18 protein-coding genes and 1 pseudogene are annotated in these 17685 nt (G+C 74.0%); 10 read left to right on the top strand and 9 right to left on the bottom strand.

Going from position 1 to position 17685, the window contains the following annotated elements:
• Positions 1-1028, bottom strand: a pseudogene (locus tag RZ50_RS29370) (CbxX/CfqX); the annotation flags it as partial.
• A gap of 411 nt (positions 1029-1439) precedes the next feature.
• Positions 1440-2018, bottom strand: coding sequence for a uridine kinase (locus tag RZ50_RS20585; RefSeq protein WP_196949114.1), 579 nt, complete (start codon positions 2016-2018; stop codon positions 1440-1442).
• A 307-nt stretch (positions 2019-2325) separates the two neighbouring features.
• Here RZ50_RS20585 and RZ50_RS20590 point away from each other — a divergent pair, with 307 nt between their 5' ends.
• Positions 2326-3489: an acyl-CoA dehydrogenase family protein gene (locus tag RZ50_RS20590; protein ID WP_196949110.1), complete on the top strand. Its 1164-nt coding sequence runs from the start codon at positions 2326-2328 to the stop codon at positions 3487-3489.
• 120 nt (positions 3490-3609) lie between these two features.
• On the opposite strand, the gene RZ50_RS20595 is transcribed toward RZ50_RS20590, so the two are convergent.
• Entirely contained in the window at positions 3610-4095 is a 486-nt protein-coding gene (locus RZ50_RS20595; protein ID WP_196949109.1) for a hypothetical protein, read from the bottom strand.
• Positions 4096-4323: 228 nt separating this feature from the next.
• On the opposite strand from RZ50_RS20595, the gene RZ50_RS20600 reads away from it, so the two are divergent.
• The 5 genes from RZ50_RS20600 (at position 4324) to fxsA (ending at position 9325) form a co-directional block, all read left to right on the top strand.
• Positions 4324-4764, top strand: a complete 441-nt coding sequence (locus RZ50_RS20600; RefSeq protein ID WP_045694655.1) for an Lrp/AsnC family transcriptional regulator — start codon at positions 4324-4326, stop codon at positions 4762-4764.
• 50 nt (positions 4765-4814) lie between these two features.
• Positions 4815-6422 carry an amidohydrolase gene (locus RZ50_RS20605; RefSeq protein ID WP_196949108.1) on the top strand — a complete coding sequence of 536 codons (1608 nt, stop codon included), beginning with the start codon at positions 4815-4817 and terminating at the stop codon, positions 6420-6422.
• A gap of 42 nt (positions 6423-6464) precedes the next feature.
• The gene (locus tag RZ50_RS20610; RefSeq protein WP_196949107.1) at positions 6465-6923 is read left to right on the top strand and encodes an N-acetyltransferase; all 459 of its coding nucleotides are present in this window, start codon (positions 6465-6467) and stop codon (positions 6921-6923) included.
• Between the two features lie 112 nt (positions 6924-7035).
• Positions 7036-8691, top strand: a complete 1656-nt coding sequence (gene lnt / locus RZ50_RS20615) for an apolipoprotein N-acyltransferase (RefSeq protein ID WP_196949113.1) — start codon at positions 7036-7038, stop codon at positions 8689-8691.
• A 55-nt stretch (positions 8692-8746) separates the two neighbouring features.
• On the top strand, positions 8747-9325 hold the full coding sequence (fxsA, locus tag RZ50_RS20620) for an FxsA family membrane protein (protein ID WP_308271950.1): 579 nt from the start codon (positions 8747-8749) through the stop codon (positions 9323-9325).
• A gap of 156 nt (positions 9326-9481) precedes the next feature.
• On the opposite strand, the gene RZ50_RS20625 is transcribed toward fxsA, so the two are convergent.
• The 3 genes from RZ50_RS20625 to RZ50_RS20635 all read right to left on the bottom strand — a co-directional run bounded on the left by RZ50_RS20625 (position 9482) and on the right by RZ50_RS20635 (position 12097).
• Complete coding sequence (locus tag RZ50_RS20625; RefSeq protein WP_196949106.1) at positions 9482-9856, bottom strand: RNA polymerase-binding protein RbpA; 375 nt, start codon at positions 9854-9856, stop codon at positions 9482-9484.
• Positions 9857-10155: 299 nt separating this feature from the next.
• Entirely contained in the window at positions 10156-11769 is a 1614-nt protein-coding gene (locus RZ50_RS20630) for a hypothetical protein (protein ID WP_196949105.1), read from the bottom strand.
• Between the two features lie 133 nt (positions 11770-11902).
• Entirely contained in the window at positions 11903-12097 is a 195-nt protein-coding gene (locus RZ50_RS20635) for a hypothetical protein (RefSeq protein ID WP_196949104.1), read from the bottom strand.
• A 409-nt stretch (positions 12098-12506) separates the two neighbouring features.
• Here RZ50_RS20635 and RZ50_RS20640 point away from each other — a divergent pair, with 409 nt between their 5' ends.
• The 4 genes from RZ50_RS20640 (at position 12507) to RZ50_RS20655 (ending at position 15232) form a co-directional block, all read left to right on the top strand.
• Entirely contained in the window at positions 12507-12899 is a 393-nt protein-coding gene (locus RZ50_RS20640) for an ankyrin repeat domain-containing protein (RefSeq protein WP_196949103.1), read from the top strand.
• A gap of 24 nt (positions 12900-12923) precedes the next feature.
• Positions 12924-13439, top strand: coding sequence for a GNAT family N-acetyltransferase (locus RZ50_RS20645; protein WP_196949102.1), 516 nt, complete (start codon positions 12924-12926; stop codon positions 13437-13439).
• 43 nt (positions 13440-13482) lie between these two features.
• On the top strand, positions 13483-14556 hold the full coding sequence (locus RZ50_RS20650; protein WP_196949101.1) for a serine hydrolase: 1074 nt from the start codon (positions 13483-13485) through the stop codon (positions 14554-14556).
• A 175-nt stretch (positions 14557-14731) separates the two neighbouring features.
• The gene (locus tag RZ50_RS20655; RefSeq protein ID WP_196949100.1) at positions 14732-15232 is read left to right on the top strand and encodes an NUDIX hydrolase; all 501 of its coding nucleotides are present in this window, start codon (positions 14732-14734) and stop codon (positions 15230-15232) included.
• A 14-nt stretch (positions 15233-15246) separates the two neighbouring features.
• Here the strand turns inward: RZ50_RS20655 and RZ50_RS20660 are convergent, their stop codons facing one another.
• The 3 genes from RZ50_RS20660 to RZ50_RS20670 form a co-directional block, all read right to left on the bottom strand.
• A complete protein-coding gene (locus RZ50_RS20660) occupies positions 15247-15897 on the bottom strand; it encodes a vitamin K epoxide reductase family protein (protein ID WP_196949099.1) in 651 nt (216 codons plus the stop codon).
• 90 nt (positions 15898-15987) lie between these two features.
• Positions 15988-16803 carry a thioredoxin domain-containing protein gene (locus tag RZ50_RS20665; RefSeq protein ID WP_196949098.1) on the bottom strand — a complete coding sequence of 272 codons (816 nt, stop codon included), beginning with the start codon at positions 16801-16803 and terminating at the stop codon, positions 15988-15990.
• A gap of 147 nt (positions 16804-16950) precedes the next feature.
• Complete coding sequence (locus tag RZ50_RS20670; protein WP_196949097.1) at positions 16951-17625, bottom strand: hypothetical protein; 675 nt, start codon at positions 17623-17625, stop codon at positions 16951-16953.
• Positions 17626-17685 lie beyond the last annotated feature (60 nt).

A 17685-nucleotide genomic window follows, 5' to 3' on the forward strand; every position in this document is an offset into this window, starting at 1 on the left:
CTCTTCCCGGCCGCCTGCGGCGCGACGCCCGCCGCCGGCTCGACCATCGGGCCGTCCACCGTCGAGCCGTCCACCGTCGAGCCGTTCACCATCGGGCCGTCCACCACAGGGCCGTCCACCGTCGAACCATCCACCATCGGGCCGTCCGCGGCGCCGCCACCCGCCGGCCCGCCGTCCACGGCGCCGCCGCCCGGCACCGCCCCGGTCGCGAACTCGTCACCGTAGCCCGGGTCCCCGGCGTAGCCGAGCTCCTCCGGTAACCCCGGCCCGGTGCCGTCCACCCCGCCCGGGCGCCCGCCCTCCAGCAGCCCGTCCGCGAGCGCGTCCTCCGCCGAGATCGCCGCCAGTCGCGCCGCGGTGTCCATGAACGCCGGGTCCGCCCGGTGCACCGCCCGGTACAGCGGCAGCGCCGCCGCGCTGCGCCCGGCCCCCTCGTACGCCCGCGCCAGCCAGTACCGCAGCTCCTTGCGCTGCGGCTGCTCGGAGCGGCAGCGCGCCAGCGAGGCGGCCAGCGGGGCCTGTGCCTGCGCGCACATGTCCAGCCGCACCCGGGCCATGCCCGCGAACAGCCCGGCCTCGATGCCGAGCAACGGGTCGTCCAGCAGTCGGTCGGTGTCCCGGATCAACTGTTCCCAGTCCTTGAGGAGGTAGGACCGGCAGGCGTACAGGAACTGGGCGCACGGGTCCTCACTGGGGGCCGGACACTGCTCCAACGCCCGGTCCAGCTCGGCCAGATGGCGGCCGTCCAGCCAGTGCGAGGCGTGTGCCAGGGCGAGGTCGCGGGCGTCCTCCAGGACGGGCTGCACCCACCAGCCCAGCCAGTACCAGGAGCTGAGCGGGCGCCGGTGCAGGCGGCGCTGCTCGCCGAAGCGCTGCTGGTGGCGGTACATCGCCAGTAGCGCCGCCGAGGTGTCGCTGCGCAGCGCGTGCAGGCCGAGCCAGGCGTCGGCCATGCCCGGGTCCAGCCGGACGGCCGCCCGGAACTCCTCCTCGGCCCGGGTGTAGGCGCCCGCCGTGTAGGCGTCCATGGCGCGCAGCCAGGCGCGGTCGGCGAGCCGGTCCGGGCCGCCCGCCGTGCTGTCGGAACTTTCCACCGTCGTCACTCACGCCCCCCGCGGTGTGGCCCGGGGCTCGGCCGGCGGATCGCCTGCGCGCAGCCGGGCCGGTGGTCGGAAGCCCCCGGGGCGCATATGCGCCTACCAGGAATCGTACCGGCGCGGGGCTGATCCGGAAGGGTGCCGCAGGGAGTCAAATGCGATCGCGCGAGCGGGTCTTGGGCCGCCGGTTGGCTGAAACACCGTGGGCGGAGCACGCTGCGGAGGGGGACCGGGCGACGTCCCCGGCTCACGGGGGAACAAGCCGGGGGCGCCGGGTCCGAGGCGACCGGAGCATTCGGTTCCGGTGGCTGAGGAGAACCTAGGTCCTGGCGATGTCGCAGGTCAAGAGCTAGTTGAAGATTCACCCACAGTGGCCGGGATGATTCGCCCGGTCACCCCGTCGACCCTCGTCGCGGCGTACGGACGGCTCGGGTCGGCGGCGAAGTGCGCCGCCTCGGCGCGGGCCCAGTCGGCCCAGAACCCGGCCAGTTCCGGCCCGTCCCGCCGCTCGCCCCGGTGTCGCGCCGAGACGGCGTCCAGCTCCATCCAGACCACCCGGGCCAGCCACGGCCGCAGCTCCCGCCGCCCCGCACCGACCCCCTCCACCAGCACCACCGGGGCGACCGGCACCGTCGTGGTGGTCGCGAAGCGGCGCAGCGTCCAGTCGTACACCTGGTGGACGGCGTCCCGGCCCGCCGCCAGCGGCGCCAGCACCTGCTCACGCAGCCGACCGGTCCACTCGAAGAACTCGGTGTGGGTGGCGAGGTCGTCGAGGTGGACCACCGGCGCCCCGTCGAGCGCCGCCGCCAGCCGGGCGGCGAAGGTCGTCTTGCCCGAGCCCGCGTGCCCGTCCACCGCGACCAGCCGGACGGGCCCGCAGGAGGGCGGCAGCGCGAGCAACTCCGCCGCGAGGGTGCTCAGCTCCGCCGCGAGGGTGCTCGGCTCCGCCGCGAGCGCGCTCGGGGCGTCGCCGGACGCGGGCGGACGAGGGGCGGGGAGAGTAACGAAAGCAGCCACAACGGCAACCCTACGGTGCCGTAGTCCACCACTACGGACAGATGATCTGCCCAGGTCGTGACGGCAGCGCGGGTTTCGGGCATACTCGCTTCGCCACGCCTGTGAACGGCCGTTCACCGCAACCCGGTGCCGGTCGGGCCGACCTGCCACACCCGCGCCGGACCAGCCGACAACCCCGGCCCGGTGCCCGATCGAGGAGGCGACCGCCGCCATGACCCCGTCCCCCGTGAAAGCCGTGGACCGCCAGCTGCCCAGCGAGGAGGCCCGTGAGCTGCTGAGCCTCACCCGGGACCTGGTCCAGCGCGAGCTGTTGCCGCGCGCGGCTGAGGACGAGGCCGCCGGCCGCTTCCCCCGGGAGGTCTTCCGCACCCTCGGCGAGGCCGGCCTGCTGTCCCTCCCGTACGACGAGAAGCACGGCGGCGGCGAGCAGCCCTACGAGGTGTACCTCCAGGTCCTGGAGGAGCTCGCGGCCGGCTGGCTGGCCGTCGGCCTCGGCGTCAGCGTGCACACGCTGTCCTGCCACGCGCTGGCCACCTTCGGCACCGACGAGCAGCGCGAGCAGTGGCTGCCCCGCATGCTCTCCGGCGAGCAGCTCGGCGCCTACTGCCTCTCCGAGCCGCAGTCCGGCTCGGACGCGGCCGCCCTGCGCACCCGCGCCGACCTCGACGGCGACGAGTACGTGGTGAACGGCACCAAGGCGTGGATCACCCACGGGGGACAGGCCGACTTCTACAGCGCCCTGGTGCGCACGGGTGAGGGCGGCCCCAAGGGCATCAGCTGCCTGCTCGTCCCCGGTGACCAGCAGGGCCTGTCGGCCGCGCCGCCGGAGCACAAGATGGGCATGCGCTCCTCGCCGACCGCCCAGCTGCACTTCGACGGTGCCCGGGTGCCCCGCGAGCGGCTGATCGGCGAGGAGGGCCAGGGCTTCCAGATCGCGCTCGCCGCCCTGGACTCCGGCCGCCTCGGCATCGCCGCGTGCGCGATCGGCGTCGCCCAGGCCGCGCTCGACCTCGCGGTCGACTACGCGCGCACCCGGCGCCAGTTCGGCCGCCCGATCGCCGACTTCCAGGGCCTGTCCTTCATGCTCGCCGACATGGCCACGCAGATCGAGGCCGGGCGTTCGCTCTACCTGTCCGCCGCGCGACTGCGGGACGCCGGCCGGCCGTTCTCCAAGGAGGCGGCGATGGCCAAGCTGTTCTGCACCGACGCCGCGATGCGGGTGACCACCGACGCCGTCCAGGTGCTCGGTGGCTACGGCTACACCCAGGACTTCCCGGCCGAGCGCTACATGCGCGAGGCCAAGGTGCTGCAGATCGTCGAGGGCACCAACCAGATCCAGCGCCTGGTGATCGGCCGCCACCTCACGAAGGACTGACGCCCTCCCCGAAGGCCGGGGGCCTTCCCCGATACGGCCTCCGGCCGTCACTCCAGGGTGCGGAGTGACGGCCGGAGGTTTTCGCCAACGTCCTGCCAACTGGCCTGGGGGCTGCGGAAGTCAGCGCCGCACGAGACGGCGGCGCTGCTCCGGGAAGGCCGGAACGGCCGACCGCGCGGCCTGGGCCGGAACCGCCGGAACGACCGCCGTGGTGCGCGCCGGGCGCTGCACCAGCGCGTGCGAGAACGGCTGGGTCCGCCAGTCCAGTCCGCTCGGGAGCTTGAACAGCGCGTCGAATCCGGCCGGCTCGGCGTCCGCCTGGTCCGTCGCCTCCGCCAGGTCGTCGGTCGGCGCGCCCGAGCCCGGGCAGATCGCGGGGGCGAAGGGGTTCCAGGCGGTGGGCAGCAGGGCGTGCTGCGGCAGCCGCTCCTCGTCCGCCACCAGGGCGATCGGGCGGCGGCACTCGGGGCAGTGGACCCGGAAGATGTCCCAGATCTCGGCCTCGCCGGGGTCGTCGCCCGGCGCGTGGTCGACCGCGAGATCGTCGCGGCCGGTCATATCGTCGGTCTCGTCGACGCCCAGCACGCGCTGGTCGGTAGCAGGCATGAGGATCCCCCTAGGATCGGGCCCGGCGTGGTCGTCCAGGGCCACAACCAGCACTTCCCTGTGATCCGGACTCATAACCCTGCGGCCCAGTGCACCGTGATGCACCGGGTGTGTCCTTGGCCACACTTCCTGCCACATTCACCCGGCACTTGCCCGCCTGACACCTGCGGTCCCTCTCCGTGCCACCGCGTGCGCCCCCCGTGCTCCGACCGGGTAGGTTTGCGCACTGTGGAGGATCTCGACCAACGCATCGTCCAGCTGCTCCTAGAGGACGGCCGGATGAGCTACACGGACCTGGGCAAGGCCACCGGCCTGTCCACCTCGGCGGTGCACCAGCGCGTGCGCCGCCTCGAACAGCGCGGGGTGATCCGCGGCTACACCGCGATCATCGACCCCGACGCCGTCGACCTGGCGCTGACCGCGTTCATCTCGGTCAAACCCTTCGACCCCAGCGCCCCCGACGACACCCCGGAGAGGCTGGCCGGCCTGCCCGAGATCGAGGCCTGCCACAGCGTCGCGGGCGACGAGAACTACATCCTCAAGGTCCGCGTCGGAGCCCCCGGCGACCTGGAGGACCTGCTCGCCCGCATCCGCAGCGCCGCCGGAGTGTCCACCCGCACCACCGTCGTGCTGTCCACCCCGTACGAGGCCCGACCCCCGAAGCTCTGAACCCCGGGCCGGACTCCGTGGAGCAACCGGCGACGTGCAGACTTGTCGCCATGACCGAAAGCACTCTCCGGACCGTCCTGCTGCGCGGCGGCGCCGTCTACAGCCCCGCCGACCCCTTCGCCACCGCGATGCTCGTGGAGGGCGGGCACATCGCCTGGGTCGGCAGCGACGGCGCCGCCGAGGCGTACGCCGCGGTCGCCGACGAGATCGTCGAGCTGGACGGCGCCCTGGTCACCCCCGCCTTCGTCGACGCCCATGTGCACGCCACCTCCACCGGACTGGCGCTGACCGGCCTCGACCTCACCGGCAGCCCCTCGCTCGCGGCCGCCCTCGCGGCCGTCACCGCCTTCGTCGACGCCCGGCCGGAGCCCGGCGGCGTGCTGATCGGCCACGGCTGGGACGAGTCCGGCTGGCCCGAGGGCCGCCCGCCCACGCTCGCCGAACTCGACGAGGCCGCCCGCGGCGCCGCGCTCTACCTCTCCCGCACCGACGTGCACTCCGCGCTCGCCACCACCGCACTGCGCGACCTGACCGAGGGCCTCGCCGAGCGCCCCGGCCACGACGCCGAGGGCCCGCTCAGCAAGGACGCCCACCACGCCGTCCGGCAGACCGCGCTCGCCCACCTCACCCCCGAGCAGCGCCGCGTCGCCCAGCGCGCCACGCTGGCCCGCGCCGCCGAACTCGGCATCGGCGCCCTGCACGAGTGCGCCGGCCCGGAGATCTCCTCCGAGCAGGACCTGTCCGCCCTGCTGGCCCTGGCCGCAGAGGGCGAGGGGCCCGAAGTGTACGGCTACTGGGGCGAGTTGGGTGGAGTCGAGACGGCCCGCCGACTCGGCGCGGTGGGCGCCGGCGGCGACCTCTTCGTGGACGGCGCGCTCGGCTCGCGCACCGCCTGCCTGCACGCCCCGTACGCCGACGCCGGGCACACCGGCACCGCCTACCTGACCGCCGAGCAGGTCGCCGACCACGTCGCCGCCTGCACCGAGGCCGGGTTGCAGGCCGGCTTCCACGCCATCGGCGACGCCGCCGTCGCGGCCGTGATCGAGGGCGTGCGCGCGGCCGGCGAGCGGGTCGGCGCCGGCCGCGTCCGGGCCCTGCGCCACCGCGTGGAGCACGCCGAGGCCCTGGACGGCGAGGCCATCGCCGCCTTCGCCGAGCTCGGCCTCACCGCCTCCGTCCAGCCCGCCTTCGACGCCGCCTGGGGCGGAGCGGACGGCATGTACGTGCAGCGCCTGGGCGCCGAGCGCGCCGCCGCCCTCAACCCGTACGCCGCCCTGCTGCGGGCCGGTGTCCCGCTGGCCTTCGGCTCGGACGCGCCGGTCACCCCGCTCGACCCCTGGGGCACCATCCGCGCCGCCGCCTTCCACCAGACCCTGGAGCACCGGATCTCGGTCCGCGCGGCCTTCACCGCCCACACCCGCGGCGGCTGGCGCGCGATCGGCCGCGACCAGGACGGCGTGCTGGTGCCCGGCGCGATCGCCAACTACGCGATCTGGGCCGCCGAGGAACTCGTCGTCCAGGCCCCCGACTCCCGGGTGGCCGGCTGGTCCACCGACCCGCGCTCCGGCACCCCCGGCCTGCCCGACCTCACCCCCGGCCGCGAACTGCCCACCTGCCTGCGCACCGTGGTCCGCGGCCGCACCGTCCACCAGCGGTAAACCGGGTGAAGCGGCGGCGCACCGCCGCGTAGGTTGACCGCCATGACGACCCACCCGCTGGTGCCCGCCGACTTCGCCGTCCCGCGCGAGCTGCTCGCCCCGGAGTTCCGCCTGGAGCCCCTGGGCGAGCAGCACAACGCCTCCGATCACGCCGCCTGGACGGGCAGCGTCGACCACATCCGCGCCACCCCCGGCTGGGCCGGCGGCAGCTGGCCGCCGGCCGAGGGGATGCCCCTGGAGCGGAACCTCGCCGACCTGCGCCGCCACGCCGCCGACTTCGCCGCCCGCACCGGCTTCACGTACACCGTCCTGGAGCCGGACCGGAGCGAGGTGATCGGCTGCGTCTACATCTACCCGGACCGCGAGGACCCGACCGTGGTCTCCGTCAGCTCCTGGGTCCGCGCCGACCGCGCCGAACTCGACGCCCCGTTGTACCGCGCCGTCTCCGCCTGGCTCACCGGGCACTGGCCGCTCGGCGCGTTCCGCTACGCCGAGCGCTGAGGCGGTGACGCCGGCGCTACCACCCTGACCTCACGCCGCACCGACCCCCCGGGGTACCTTCTTCGCACAGCATCCGAACAGCAAGCCCCAGGAAGATGGTGCGCCGGTGACCATGCCCGTCACCCAGGAGCGGTCCGGGACCACTCCCGAGCCGCAGGAACCGGCCTCCACCCCCGGCCGCACCGCCCGGGCGCTCGCCAAGGTCCGCGCCGGACTGCCCCGCACCGGTCTCGCCGTCCTGTCCGGACTGCTGCTCGCACTCGCCTTCCCGCCGTACGACCTCTGGCCGCTGTCACTGCTCGGCGCCGCCGCGCTCTCGCTGCTCACCAGGGGCCGCACCGCCCGCCAGGGCGCCTGGACGGGCTTCGCCTTCGGCCTGCCGTTCTTCCTGCTGCTGCTCAGCTGGCTGCGGGTGATCGGCTGGGACGCCACGATCGGCCTGTCCGTCATCGAGGCGCTCTTCATCGCCCTGCTCGGCAGCGGCCTGGCCGTCACCTCCCGGCTGCCCGGGTGGCCGGTCTGGGCGGCCGCCCTGTGGGTCACCCAGGAGTGGGCGCGCGACCGGCTGCCGCTCGGCGGCTTCCCCTGGGGCCGGCTCGCCTTCGCCAACACCGCCACCCCGTACACCCCGCTGGCCGCGCTCGGCGGCGCGCCGCTGGTGACCTTCGCCGTCGCCCTCTCCGGCGCCCTGCTCGCCTGGGCCGCGCTGCGCCTGCGCCGCCCCGCAGGCGTGACCTTGAAGACCGGCCCTTGGGCGGCGGCGCTGGCGGCGCTCGGCGCGGTGGCCGCGCTGCTGGCCGGCTACCTCGTCCCGGTGCCCACCGCCGCGGCCGACACCGTGAAGGTCGCCATCGTCCAGGGCAACGTGCCCAACCCGGGAATGGACTTCCTCGGCCGCCCGATGATGGTCCTCAACAACCACGCCTCGGCCACCGAGCGGCTGGCCGCGGACATCCAGGCCGGCAAGGTCCCGCAGCCCGACATCGTGATCTGGCCGGAGAACTCCTCCGACCTGGACCCGTTCAGCGACCCGCTGGCCCGTCAGCGCATCGACGAGGCGGTCAAGGCCGTCGGCGTGCCCACCCTGGTCGGCACCCTGGTGGACGGCCCGGACGCGCAGCACGTCCAGAACGAGGGCATCGTCTGGGACCCGAAGACCGGCCCCGGCGCCTCCTACACCAAGCAGCACCCCGTCCCCTTCGGCGAGTACGTGCCCTTCCGCGCGCAGCTGATGAAGGTGGTCACCCGCCTCCAGCGGGTCGCCCGCGACTTCTACCCGGGCGACCACAACGGCGTCATGCAGCTCGGCCCGGCCCGGATCGGCGACGTGATCTGCTTCGAGGTGGCCTACGACGAGATCGTCCGCGACACCGTGGACAGCGGCGCCCGCGTCCTGGTGGTCCAGACCAACAACGCGACCTACGCCAAGACCGGCCAGCCCGAGCAGCAGCTCGCGATGAGCCGGCTGCGCGCGGTCGAGCACGGCCGGGCCGTGCTGATCGCCGCGACCAGCGGCATCAGCGCGGTGATCGCCCCGGACGGCACCGTCGAGCAGCGCACCGAGGAGCTGACCCCGGCCGAGCTGTCGGCGACCGTCCCGCTGCGCGACGGCACCACGGTGGCCGACCGGATCGGCGCCGCCCCGGAGTGGACGCTGGCGATCGGCGGCCTGCTGGCCTGCGGCGCCGCCGTGCTGGTCGGCCGCGGCCGGAAGCGCTCCGCCGGAACACCGGCCGAACGGGAATCGTTGGACCAGATGGTGCCGTAGCCGGCCCGGACCTTCCGTGCGGCGTGCAGAGCACCGCTTGGAGTGGATTCGTACCGTGACCCAGCAAGCTACCCCCACCCGTCCGGTCCCGCGCAGCAGGCTCCGCCGGGTGCTGCCGCTGCTGATCACCGCCTGGCTGGTGCTGGAGATCTGGCTGTTGGTCGAGGTGGGCTCGTCGCTGGGCGGCCTGACCGTCCTGCTGCTGCTCATCGCCGGCGTGCTGGTCGGCGGCTCGCTGATCAAGCGGGCCGGGCTGAAGGCGCTGTCGGCGGCCATCGAACAGAGTAAGAACCCGCAGTCCCAGCAACCGCAGACCGGCACCAGCATGACCGTGCTGGCCGGGCTGCTGCTGATCGTCCCCGGCTTCCTGTCCGACCTGGTCGCGCTGACCCTGCTGTTCCCGCCCACCCGGGCGCTGTGGCGGGCCGCCGGGCGCCGGGTCGCGGACAAGGCGCTGCGCAGCACCGTCGCCGCCGGGGCGGACCCGTTCGCGGACGCGATGCGGTTGCAGGAGCAACTGCGCATCCACCGGCCGGACGGCAAGGTCATCCAGGGCGAGGTCGTCGACCCGGAGACCGGCCGGCGCGGCCCGCAGGGCCCGGACACCACCTACCGTCCGCCGATCGCCGGCTGAGAACGACCACCGGGGGCCGCCCGACCGGGCGGCCCCCAGCCGTTCCGCCCGCAACGGTCACGCGGCCGGACAACGCGAAAGCGGACAACGCGAAAGGGACCCTGGTGACCAGGGTCCCTTTTCGCGTCCTCCCGCTCGCGGCGGGAGCGAGGTGTGTCAGGCGCTCTTGCGGGTGTCCCGCGGGTGCACCGCGAGGTTCATCCCCCCGGAGCGGAGCACGGCCAGCCGCTCGGCCAGCACCTCCTCCAGCTCCTCGCGCGTCCGGCGCTCCATCAGCATGTCCCAATGGGTGCGCGTGGGCTTGGTCTTCTTCTCCTCCGGCTCGTCACCGTCGAGAAGGGCCGCTTCCTGGCCACAGAAGCGGCATTCCCAGGTCGGGGGGATCTCCGCCTCGACCGAGAATGGAACCTCGAAACGGTGTCCGTTCTGACATGCGTACTCGACGGTCTGGCGGGGAGCCAGATCGATACCACGGTCGGTCTCGTAGCTAGTGGCCCCGAGTCGCGTGCCGCGGAGAGCTCGCTCGCTCATGAATCGTGCCTCCCGGGCTTATGGCCCACAGGACTAGTGGTCGCTGTTCTTCGTCGTTCGGTCAACGCTCGGCTTCCGACGAAGATTCCCGTCCCGGGACATGCGTCGTCTGTCGTGCCGCCCCTGTTTGTACCCATCGGCGCCCGATTTGTCACATCTGGCCGGTGATATCACCCCAGGTGTCACCTATTTCACATCTGGTGATCGGTCGGCCTTTCCGTGTCGAGCGTACCGGGACGGGATTCGACGGCTGCCGCCGACCCCGGTCCCGCGGTGCCGGGAACGGGCCGCGGCACCGTTCAGGAGATCGGTCGGGAACGGATCATCGGCTCGGTCTTCGCGAGGTCGACCGTCTGCGCCTGCGGGGCCGTGTCGGCCGGGACGACCGGCGGGTGGTCGGGGCGGGGCGGCACGGCGGGGGACTCCTCGACGCGGCTGTCGCGGTGCGGCAGCAGGGCGATCACCGCGTCCCGCAGCGGGGCCGGGGCCTCGTCGTCCAGCGGGTCGACGGTGGCGGGCACCTGGAGCCGGACGGGGTCGCCGTTGCCGATCCGGGCGTAGCCGCGGCCGATCGGGGCGTGCGCGGCGGGCACGATGTCCAGCGGCGCGCCGAGCGCCGCGTGGCCCTCCTCGGGCCCGGCCGGGCCGAGCAGCACCCGGGCCCGGGTGGTGGCCCGTACGGTCGGGGTGATCCGGTCCCGGGCCTCGACGTCGTCGGCGATCACCACGGTGACCCGGGCGGCCCGGCCGTGCCGCAGCGGCAGCTCCAGCAGGTCCTGCGGGTCGGGGCGGCCCTCGGCGTGGGCGAGCTCGCTCAGCTCGGTCGGGTGGTCCAGCAGCAGCCACAGGGGCCGGGTGGCGTCCTCGGGCGGGGCGGTGCCGGTGTGTCGGGCGGTGTTCAGCGCGGCGAGCCGGCGCTCGGTCTCCCGCGCGGCCCAGTCCAGTGCGGCCAGCGCGCCGTGCAGGCTGGTCTCCACGGTGTGCACGCCGGGCCGGTTCACCAGGCACGCGTGCTCCCCGGTGCCCGCGCCGTCGACCACCACCAGATCGGCGTACGGGAGGGCCTGGAGCGCCACCGAGCGGATCAGGCTGGAGGTGCCGTAGCCGGTGACGCCGAGGGCCAGCAGGTGCGGTTCGGAGGAGCGCGGCCCGGTGCGCCAGATCACCGGCGGCTGCTGGACGATCGCGCCGCCCTGGCCGACCGGGATGGTGCGCGCGGTGCCGTCCTCGTCGGTGAAGCCGAGCACGATCTCGCCGGGGGCGGCCACGAAGCGCTGGGCGACGATGTCGGTGGGCAGCGGGGCGAGCGCCGAGATCCGCAGCCGGTTGGACTCCTCGTCCCAGTCGAAGCGGTACTCCCGGGCCCGCCCGGCCTTGCCCTGGACGACCTGCTCGATGCGGGCCCGGGCCGTCGGCTCGGTGTCGGTGAAGTACGCCGGGTAGCCGAGGTCCAACCGGACGAGCCGGCCCTCGCCGTCGAACTCCCAGGAGCTGAAGGCGTTTTTGTAGTTGCCCTCGAAGTGGTACAGCGGGTTGGCGTCCTCGGGGCCGCACAGGTACGGGGTGAGCGCCGAGTAGAGGGCGCTCAGCTTGACGTCGGCGACGTCGGGCGCGGGCGGGGCGGGCGGCGCCTTGGGGGCCCGGCCGGACCAGGCGGCGCTGGCCATCAGGGCGACCAGTGCGAACAGCAGGCCGTGCGGCAGCAGGTAGATGCCGACCAGCATGGCGGCGGTGAGGAACAGCGTCGGGCCGCGGCGGTCCTTCGGGGTGGTCTGCCAGCGGCCCCTGACCCAGCCGGCGTGGTGGCGCAGGCCGCGGCCGATCACGGTGAGCGGGGCGAGCATGTCGCTGGCGTGGTCCCCGGCGGTTCGGGCGATCTCGCGGCCCTTGCCGAGATGGCGGTGGAACGGCATTCCGTGACTCCCCGGACGAGTGGGACGAGTGGGGTGAGGAGGTTGGCCCGCGGTGGCGGTACGGCGCGGCCCGGGGCGGTGGGATCCGCGCCCGGGCCGGTACGGGGGGAGGGGGCGGGCCCTGGGGCGGGCCCTAGAACTTGATGCCGCCGAGCAGCCCCGCCAGGGTGGTGCCGCCCGCGGTGATGCTGGGGGCGATCGAGGAGCCGGCGACGTAGAAGCCGAAGAGGGCGCAGACGACGGCGTGGGAGACCTTTAGTCCGTCCCTGCGGAAGAACAGGAAGGCGATGGTGCCGAACAGGACGATGCCGGAAATCGAGAGGATCACGTTCTGCTCCTCAGGGAGGGGGACGGGGACCGTGTCACTGAAAGTGTCCTAATCGTGACAAAAAGTAATAGATGATGGAACGGCGCAAATGGGTGGTTCTGCCGTTCAATACCGCCCCGGAGAGTGGGCGGAGGTGGGCGAAACGGCCGGGGTGTCGGCCTCTCTCCACACGGAATCGGTGCGCCGAGGCATTCCCGGCGGGTGGGCGGGAAGTTTCCGGGGGGTCCGGAAAGTTCCCCCGAACGGCTGCGCAACCCGCGCGGCCCGTGCTCCCGCGTCCGCACGCGGCGAGCCGGCAACGGAATCCGGAACCCGGAATCCGGACGCATGGTGGCCGGGGCCCGGTCCCGGCCGCTAGCGTGCGGTACGCACGGCACCTCCACCCGCCCTTCAGGAAAGGCAGCCAGCCATGACCGACGCCCCCGACGCCGAGGTGATCGCGCTCGCCGGGAAGCTCTTCGAAGCCGCCCGGACCGGCGACACCGCCGCCCTGACCACCGCCGTCGACGCGGGTGTCTCCGCGGACCTCACCAACGGCAGCGGCGACACCCTGATCATGCTCGCCGCCTACCACGGCCACGCCGCCACCGTCGAGGCGCTGCTCCAGCGCGGCGGCGACCCGAACCGGGCCAACGACAAGGGCCAGACCCCGCTGGCCGGTGCCGTCTTCAAGGGCACCGTGGACGTCGTCGACGCCCTGCTGGCCGGCGGCGCGGACCCCAGGGCCGGCTTCCCGTCCGCCGTCGAGGCCGCCGAGATGTTCGGCAAGACGGAACTGCTCGCCCGGTTCGAGGGCCGGTAAACCGAGGTCGTAGGCTCTTCAGTCATGGAGAGCACCGCCACCGAGGACACCGGCACCGTCGAATTCCGCATCACCGGCTACGCCCACCCCGACGCGCAGGCCCTGTCGGCGGAGGTGCAGCAGGAGTACGTGCGCCGCTACGGCGATCCGGACGAGACCGTCATGCACCCCGAGGACTTCGAGGCGCCCGCCGGACTGTTCATGATCGTCTACCTGGACGGCCGCCCGGTCGCCTGCGGCGGGTGGCGGGCCAAGCAGGCCGGCCCGGACGGGATGCGCGACGGCGACGCCGAGCTCAAGCGGATGTTCGTGATCCCCGCCGCCCGGGGCCGAGGCCTGGCCCGGGCGGTGCTGCGCCGCCTGGAGCGGACCGCCGTCGAGGCCGGGCGCAGCCGCTTCGTCCTGGAGACCGGCACCGAGCAGCCCGAGGCGATCGCGCTGTACGAGTCCGAGGGCTACGCCGCGATCCAGAAGTTCGGCATCTACAAGGACCACGAGCAGAGCATCTGCCTCGGCAAGGAGCTCGCGGCGGCGGTCTGAGCGGCCGCCGCGCCGGGCACTCCGGGCAGCCTGAGGGGGACGGATGAGCCACCGAGCGCCCGGAGCCGACCGGCTCCCCGCCCTGGCCGCGCCCGGCGGGGAGCTGGACCGGCTGGTCCGGGACGGCGTGCGCACCGTCGGCGCGGGCGCCGTCTGGGCCGTCGGCGATGCCGGGGGCACGCTCGGCGGCGGCAGCCACGGAGTGCTCGGGCAGGGCCCGTACGCCCGGCTCGTACCGGGGCCGGACACGCTGTACGACCTCGCCAGCCTCACCAAGATCGTCGCGCTCTGGCCCTGCGCCGGGGTGCTGTGGCAGTCCGGGCGGCTGCCGCTGGACGAACCGCTCGGCCGCTGGTGGCCGCCCTCGGCCGGGCACCCGGCGGAAGTGCTGACGGTGCGTCAACTCCTCGCGCACACCGCCGGGCTGCTGCCGTACACCCGCTTCGCGCAGCTCTACGGACGGGAGCCCGCGGCGATCCGGGCCGGGGTGATCGCCGCCCCGCTGCACCGCGCCCCGGGCACCGCCGTCGAGTACACCGACCGCGCCGCCGTGCTGCTCACCTACCTGGTCGAGGGCCTCGGCGGCGCACCGCTGGACGAACTCGCCGCGCGCTGGGCCTGGCGGCCGCTCGGCATGGCCGACACCCGCTACGGGCCGCTCGGCCCGGCCGAGACCGCCCACACCGCGCCCACCGAGTACGAGGAGCCGCTCGGCGCCCACCTGCGCGGCGTCGTGCACGACCCCTCCGCCCGGCTGCTCGGCGGCGTCTCCGGCAACGCCGGGGCCTTCGCCACCGCCCACGACCTCGCCCGCCTCCTCGCCGCCGTGCTCGCCCCGCCGGCCCAACTGCCCTGGGGCGAACGGTGGATCACCGAATCGCTGCGGGAACAGACCGGCGGCCTCACCCCCGCCCGCGGCCTGTCCTGGCTGTGCACCCCCGGCACCGACCCCGCCGAGGGCACCTTCGTCCACTACGGCTTCACCGGCACCGGCATCTGGGTCTCCCGCCGCCTCGGCCGCTGGGCGCTGCTGCTCACCAACAAGGTGCACTACGACCGGAACACCCAGCCGCTCACCGACCTGCGCAACGCCTTCCGGCGGGCGGTCTTCGGGTAGGGCCCGTCGTCGAACTCCCGTCGTCCGCCCCGCGGACGCGGGTCCGAGGGCGGGCCCCGAGGCCCGCAGGACACGCCCTCACACCCGATCGGGTGGATTAGGTACGAACGGTCTTCGAAGGGGCGGTGCTTGCGGCAGAGTGGCCGCGACGGAGGCAGTCGGAGGAGGAGGCGCGATGACGGACACCTGGGCACTCTCGGAGGAGGAGTGGCTGGCCGGGATGGTCCGCGCCTACATCGGGTGCAGTGTGCTGCTCACCGACGAGACGGGCAAGGTGCTGCTGCTGAAGGCCAGTTACCGCGACCAGTGGCAGTTCCCCGGCGGCGGCATGGACCCGGGTGAGGGCCCCGCCGAGTGCGCCGCCCGCGAGCTGTACGAGGAGACCGGGCTGGTGGCGGGCGAGCTGCGGCTGCTGGTGGTGGAGTGGCGCGATCCGATCCCCGGCCAGGGCGAACACGCCCACCCCGCCGTGCAGTTCATGTTCGACGGCGGCACCGTCGAGGCGGGCGCGGCCGTCCGACTCCAGGCCGAGGAGATCGCCGACCACGGGTACTTCACCCCCGCCCGGGCCACCGCCCTGCTGCACCCCTGCGCGGCGCGCCGGCTCACCGGGGCCCTGGAGGCCCGGCGGACCGGCGCCGCCACACTGCTGCACTCGGCGGGATACCTCGGCTGACGCGCGACGCACCGTCAGAGGAGCGTGCTCCAGTAGTACCAGAACCGGTTGAGGACCAGCAGCGCGATCACCGCCGCCCACAGCGCCGGCAGCGCCCAGTGGTAGCGCGCCGCCTCCCGGACGACCACCCGCAGCCTCGGCCCCACCGGGATCACGCCCGTCCGCAGGTTGTGCAGCGTGGTGTACCAGAACAGCACCACCACCGTCGCCCACACCACCATGCAGTACGGGCACAGCGCACCGATGTCGTACAGCGCCTGGTCGACCAGCCAGTGCACGAACACCACGCCCAGAGCGGTCCCGCCGTGCAGGCCCAGCCAGAACCAGCGCCGGTACCCGGCGCCGGCGAGCAGCCCCGCGCCGATCGCCGCCAGCGCGCCGAAGGCGGCCAGGCCGAGCAGCGGGTTCGGGAAGCCGAAGACCTCGGCCTGCTCGGTGCGCATCACCGAGCCGCAGCTGATCACCGGGTTGAGGTTGCAGCTGGGGACGTAGGACGGGTTCTCCAGGATGCGGAGCTTGTCGAAGGTCAGGACGGCCGAGGCGGCCAGTCCGATCAGCCCGCCGAGGAACAGCAGGATCGCGAAGGCCCGGCTCGCGCCGACCGGGGCTCGGCCGGCGGCGTCGGGGGTGGGGTGGGAGAGGTGCACTGGGGTCGCGGCGGTCATGGCAGCACACTCCGGTGGCTGGCTGGGAGGGGCCGGCCCGGCCGGGAGTTCGGCCGGGCCGGTGGTGCCGTGCGATGCGGCCGGGTCGGCCTACTGGAGGCCGGCGGCCTGCTTCACCTGCGCGGTGAACTGGTCCGGCGTCGCCGGGACGTTGCCGGCGAACAGGTTGATCGTCTTGCCGTCGACCTTGACCGTCGGGGTGCCGGTCACCTGGCTGTTGTTGAAGGCGTCGGCGACCTTCGCCGCCCACGGCGCGTAGGTCCTGTCGGTGACGGCCTTCACGAAGGCGTCCGTCTTCAGGCCGGGCACCTGGCCGGCCAGGTCCAGGATGTGGTTGACGTCGCCGAAGCCGTCCTCGCGCTCGTCCGGCTGGTTGGCGTACAGCACGTCGTGGAAGGCCTTGAACTTGTCCACGCCCTCGTTCAGCGCGGCACCGGCGGCGGCCAGCGCGGTGTGCGAGCCCTTGCCGCCGAGGTTCTTGTCCAGGAAGGCCGCCAGGTGGAACTCCACCTTGATCTGGCCGTCCTCGGTGAGCTTCTTGACGGTCTCGCCGTTCGCCTTCTCGAAGTGCATGCAGACCGGGCAGCGGAAGTCCTCGTACACCTCCATGGTGTGCGGGGCGTCGGCCTTGCCGTAGGTGATCACCGTGCCGTCCGGGCCGGTGGCGTTGGCCGGCACGACCAGCGGGGCCGAGGACGCCGCCGCGGAGGCCTTGTCGTCCTTGTTCGAGGCCGAGTTGACGGCGAGCGCGACACCGCCCGCGAGGGCGAGCACGGCCACCGAGGTCACCGTCACGACGATCCGCTGGCGGCGCTTGGCGGCCTGCTGCTCGCGGCGCTGCGCCTCCTGGATCCGCTCACGGGCACTGATGCGCTTGGCCTCGCGCTTGGTGGGCTTCTGAGCCATGGGGAAGTCAACTCCTGTACGCGGCGCGCGGGTGCGCGCGGGGAGCCGCACGGGGTGCGGCGGGGTCGGGTGAACGCGGGAGTTGTGCGCACTGCCTGCGGGCGTACGGGGGCTCCGAGCCCCGGTGGGCCGGTGACGGGAAAACGGTCAGCAGGCAGGCGCGAAGAACGGCGGACCGCGCCGGGGCGCCGGGCTCAGCACCACGTCCTCGCGGCGCGGCCGCTCACGGTCCGACACCGGCAGCGGCACCCGCAGCACCGGGCGCGCCGGGGCGGGGAGCAGCAGGAGGACCAGCGCCCGCAGCGGGCGGGCCAGCGACTGGCGCAGCGCGCGCAGCGCCCGGGCCAGGCCCGACAGCGCCGCATCGCCCAGCCGCAGCCAGGCCGAGGCCGCCAGCGCGATCGCCAGGTGCACCAGCAGGAGCAGCAGCTGGGTCGCGGCGGGCGCCAACTGCCCGGCGTGGCCCAGCGGGCCGCCCAGCAGCGAGCCGTCCATCGAACCGCCGCCGCAGACCAGCAGGTTGACCCCGCGCGCGGACACGTGCTCGGACAGGATCGGCCCACAGCCGGTCTGGCCCAGGTTGAACGTGGTGTTGAGCAGCAGCTCGACCGGCACCATCACACCGGAGATGTGCAGCAGCCGCCGCTCCCCGCCGGCCAGCGCGGCCGAGACCAGGAACACGACGGCACTCGCCGTGGCCACCAGCGACAGCGGCAGCGGGCGACCGGTGATGACCACCTGGCCCAACGCGGCCATCGGCACGGCGAGCGCGGTGAACACCGCGGCCCGCAGGGCCCTGGTCGCATGGGTGGAGGTCGTCACGCCCCGGAGTATGCCATGGCCCTTACACCTCGCACGAGGGCACATCGGCCCTGGACTTCG

This window comes from Kitasatospora sp. SUK 42 (genome assembly GCF_015776785.2).
In the GTDB taxonomy this organism is placed as follows: Bacteria; Actinomycetota; Actinomycetes; order Streptomycetales; family Streptomycetaceae; genus Kitasatospora.

Coding starts and splice junctions, on each gene's coding strand:
- RZ50_RS20590 (WP_196949110.1), top strand. CDS start 2,326: ATGACCCCGTCCCCCGTGAAAGCCGTGGACCGCCAGCTGCCCAGCGAG.
- RZ50_RS20595 (WP_196949109.1), bottom strand. CDS start 4,095: ATGCCTGCTACCGACCAGCGCGTGCTGGGCGTCGACGAGACCGACGAT.
- RZ50_RS20605 (WP_196949108.1), top strand. CDS start 4,815: ATGACCGAAAGCACTCTCCGGACCGTCCTGCTGCGCGGCGGCGCCGTC.
- RZ50_RS20610 (WP_196949107.1), top strand. CDS start 6,465: ATGACGACCCACCCGCTGGTGCCCGCCGACTTCGCCGTCCCGCGCGAG.
- lnt (WP_196949113.1), top strand. CDS start 7,036: ATGCCCGTCACCCAGGAGCGGTCCGGGACCACTCCCGAGCCGCAGGAA.
- RZ50_RS20625 (WP_196949106.1), bottom strand. CDS start 9,856: ATGAGCGAGCGAGCTCTCCGCGGCACGCGACTCGGGGCCACTAGCTAC.
- RZ50_RS20630 (WP_196949105.1), bottom strand. CDS start 11,769: ATGCCGTTCCACCGCCATCTCGGCAAGGGCCGCGAGATCGCCCGAACC.
- RZ50_RS20640 (WP_196949103.1), top strand. CDS start 12,507: ATGACCGACGCCCCCGACGCCGAGGTGATCGCGCTCGCCGGGAAGCTC.
- RZ50_RS20645 (WP_196949102.1), top strand. CDS start 12,924: ATGGAGAGCACCGCCACCGAGGACACCGGCACCGTCGAATTCCGCATC.
- RZ50_RS20650 (WP_196949101.1), top strand. CDS start 13,483: ATGAGCCACCGAGCGCCCGGAGCCGACCGGCTCCCCGCCCTGGCCGCG.
- RZ50_RS20655 (WP_196949100.1), top strand. CDS start 14,732: ATGACGGACACCTGGGCACTCTCGGAGGAGGAGTGGCTGGCCGGGATG.
- RZ50_RS20660 (WP_196949099.1), bottom strand. CDS start 15,897: ATGACCGCCGCGACCCCAGTGCACCTCTCCCACCCCACCCCCGACGCC.
- RZ50_RS20665 (WP_196949098.1), bottom strand. CDS start 16,803: ATGGCTCAGAAGCCCACCAAGCGCGAGGCCAAGCGCATCAGTGCCCGT.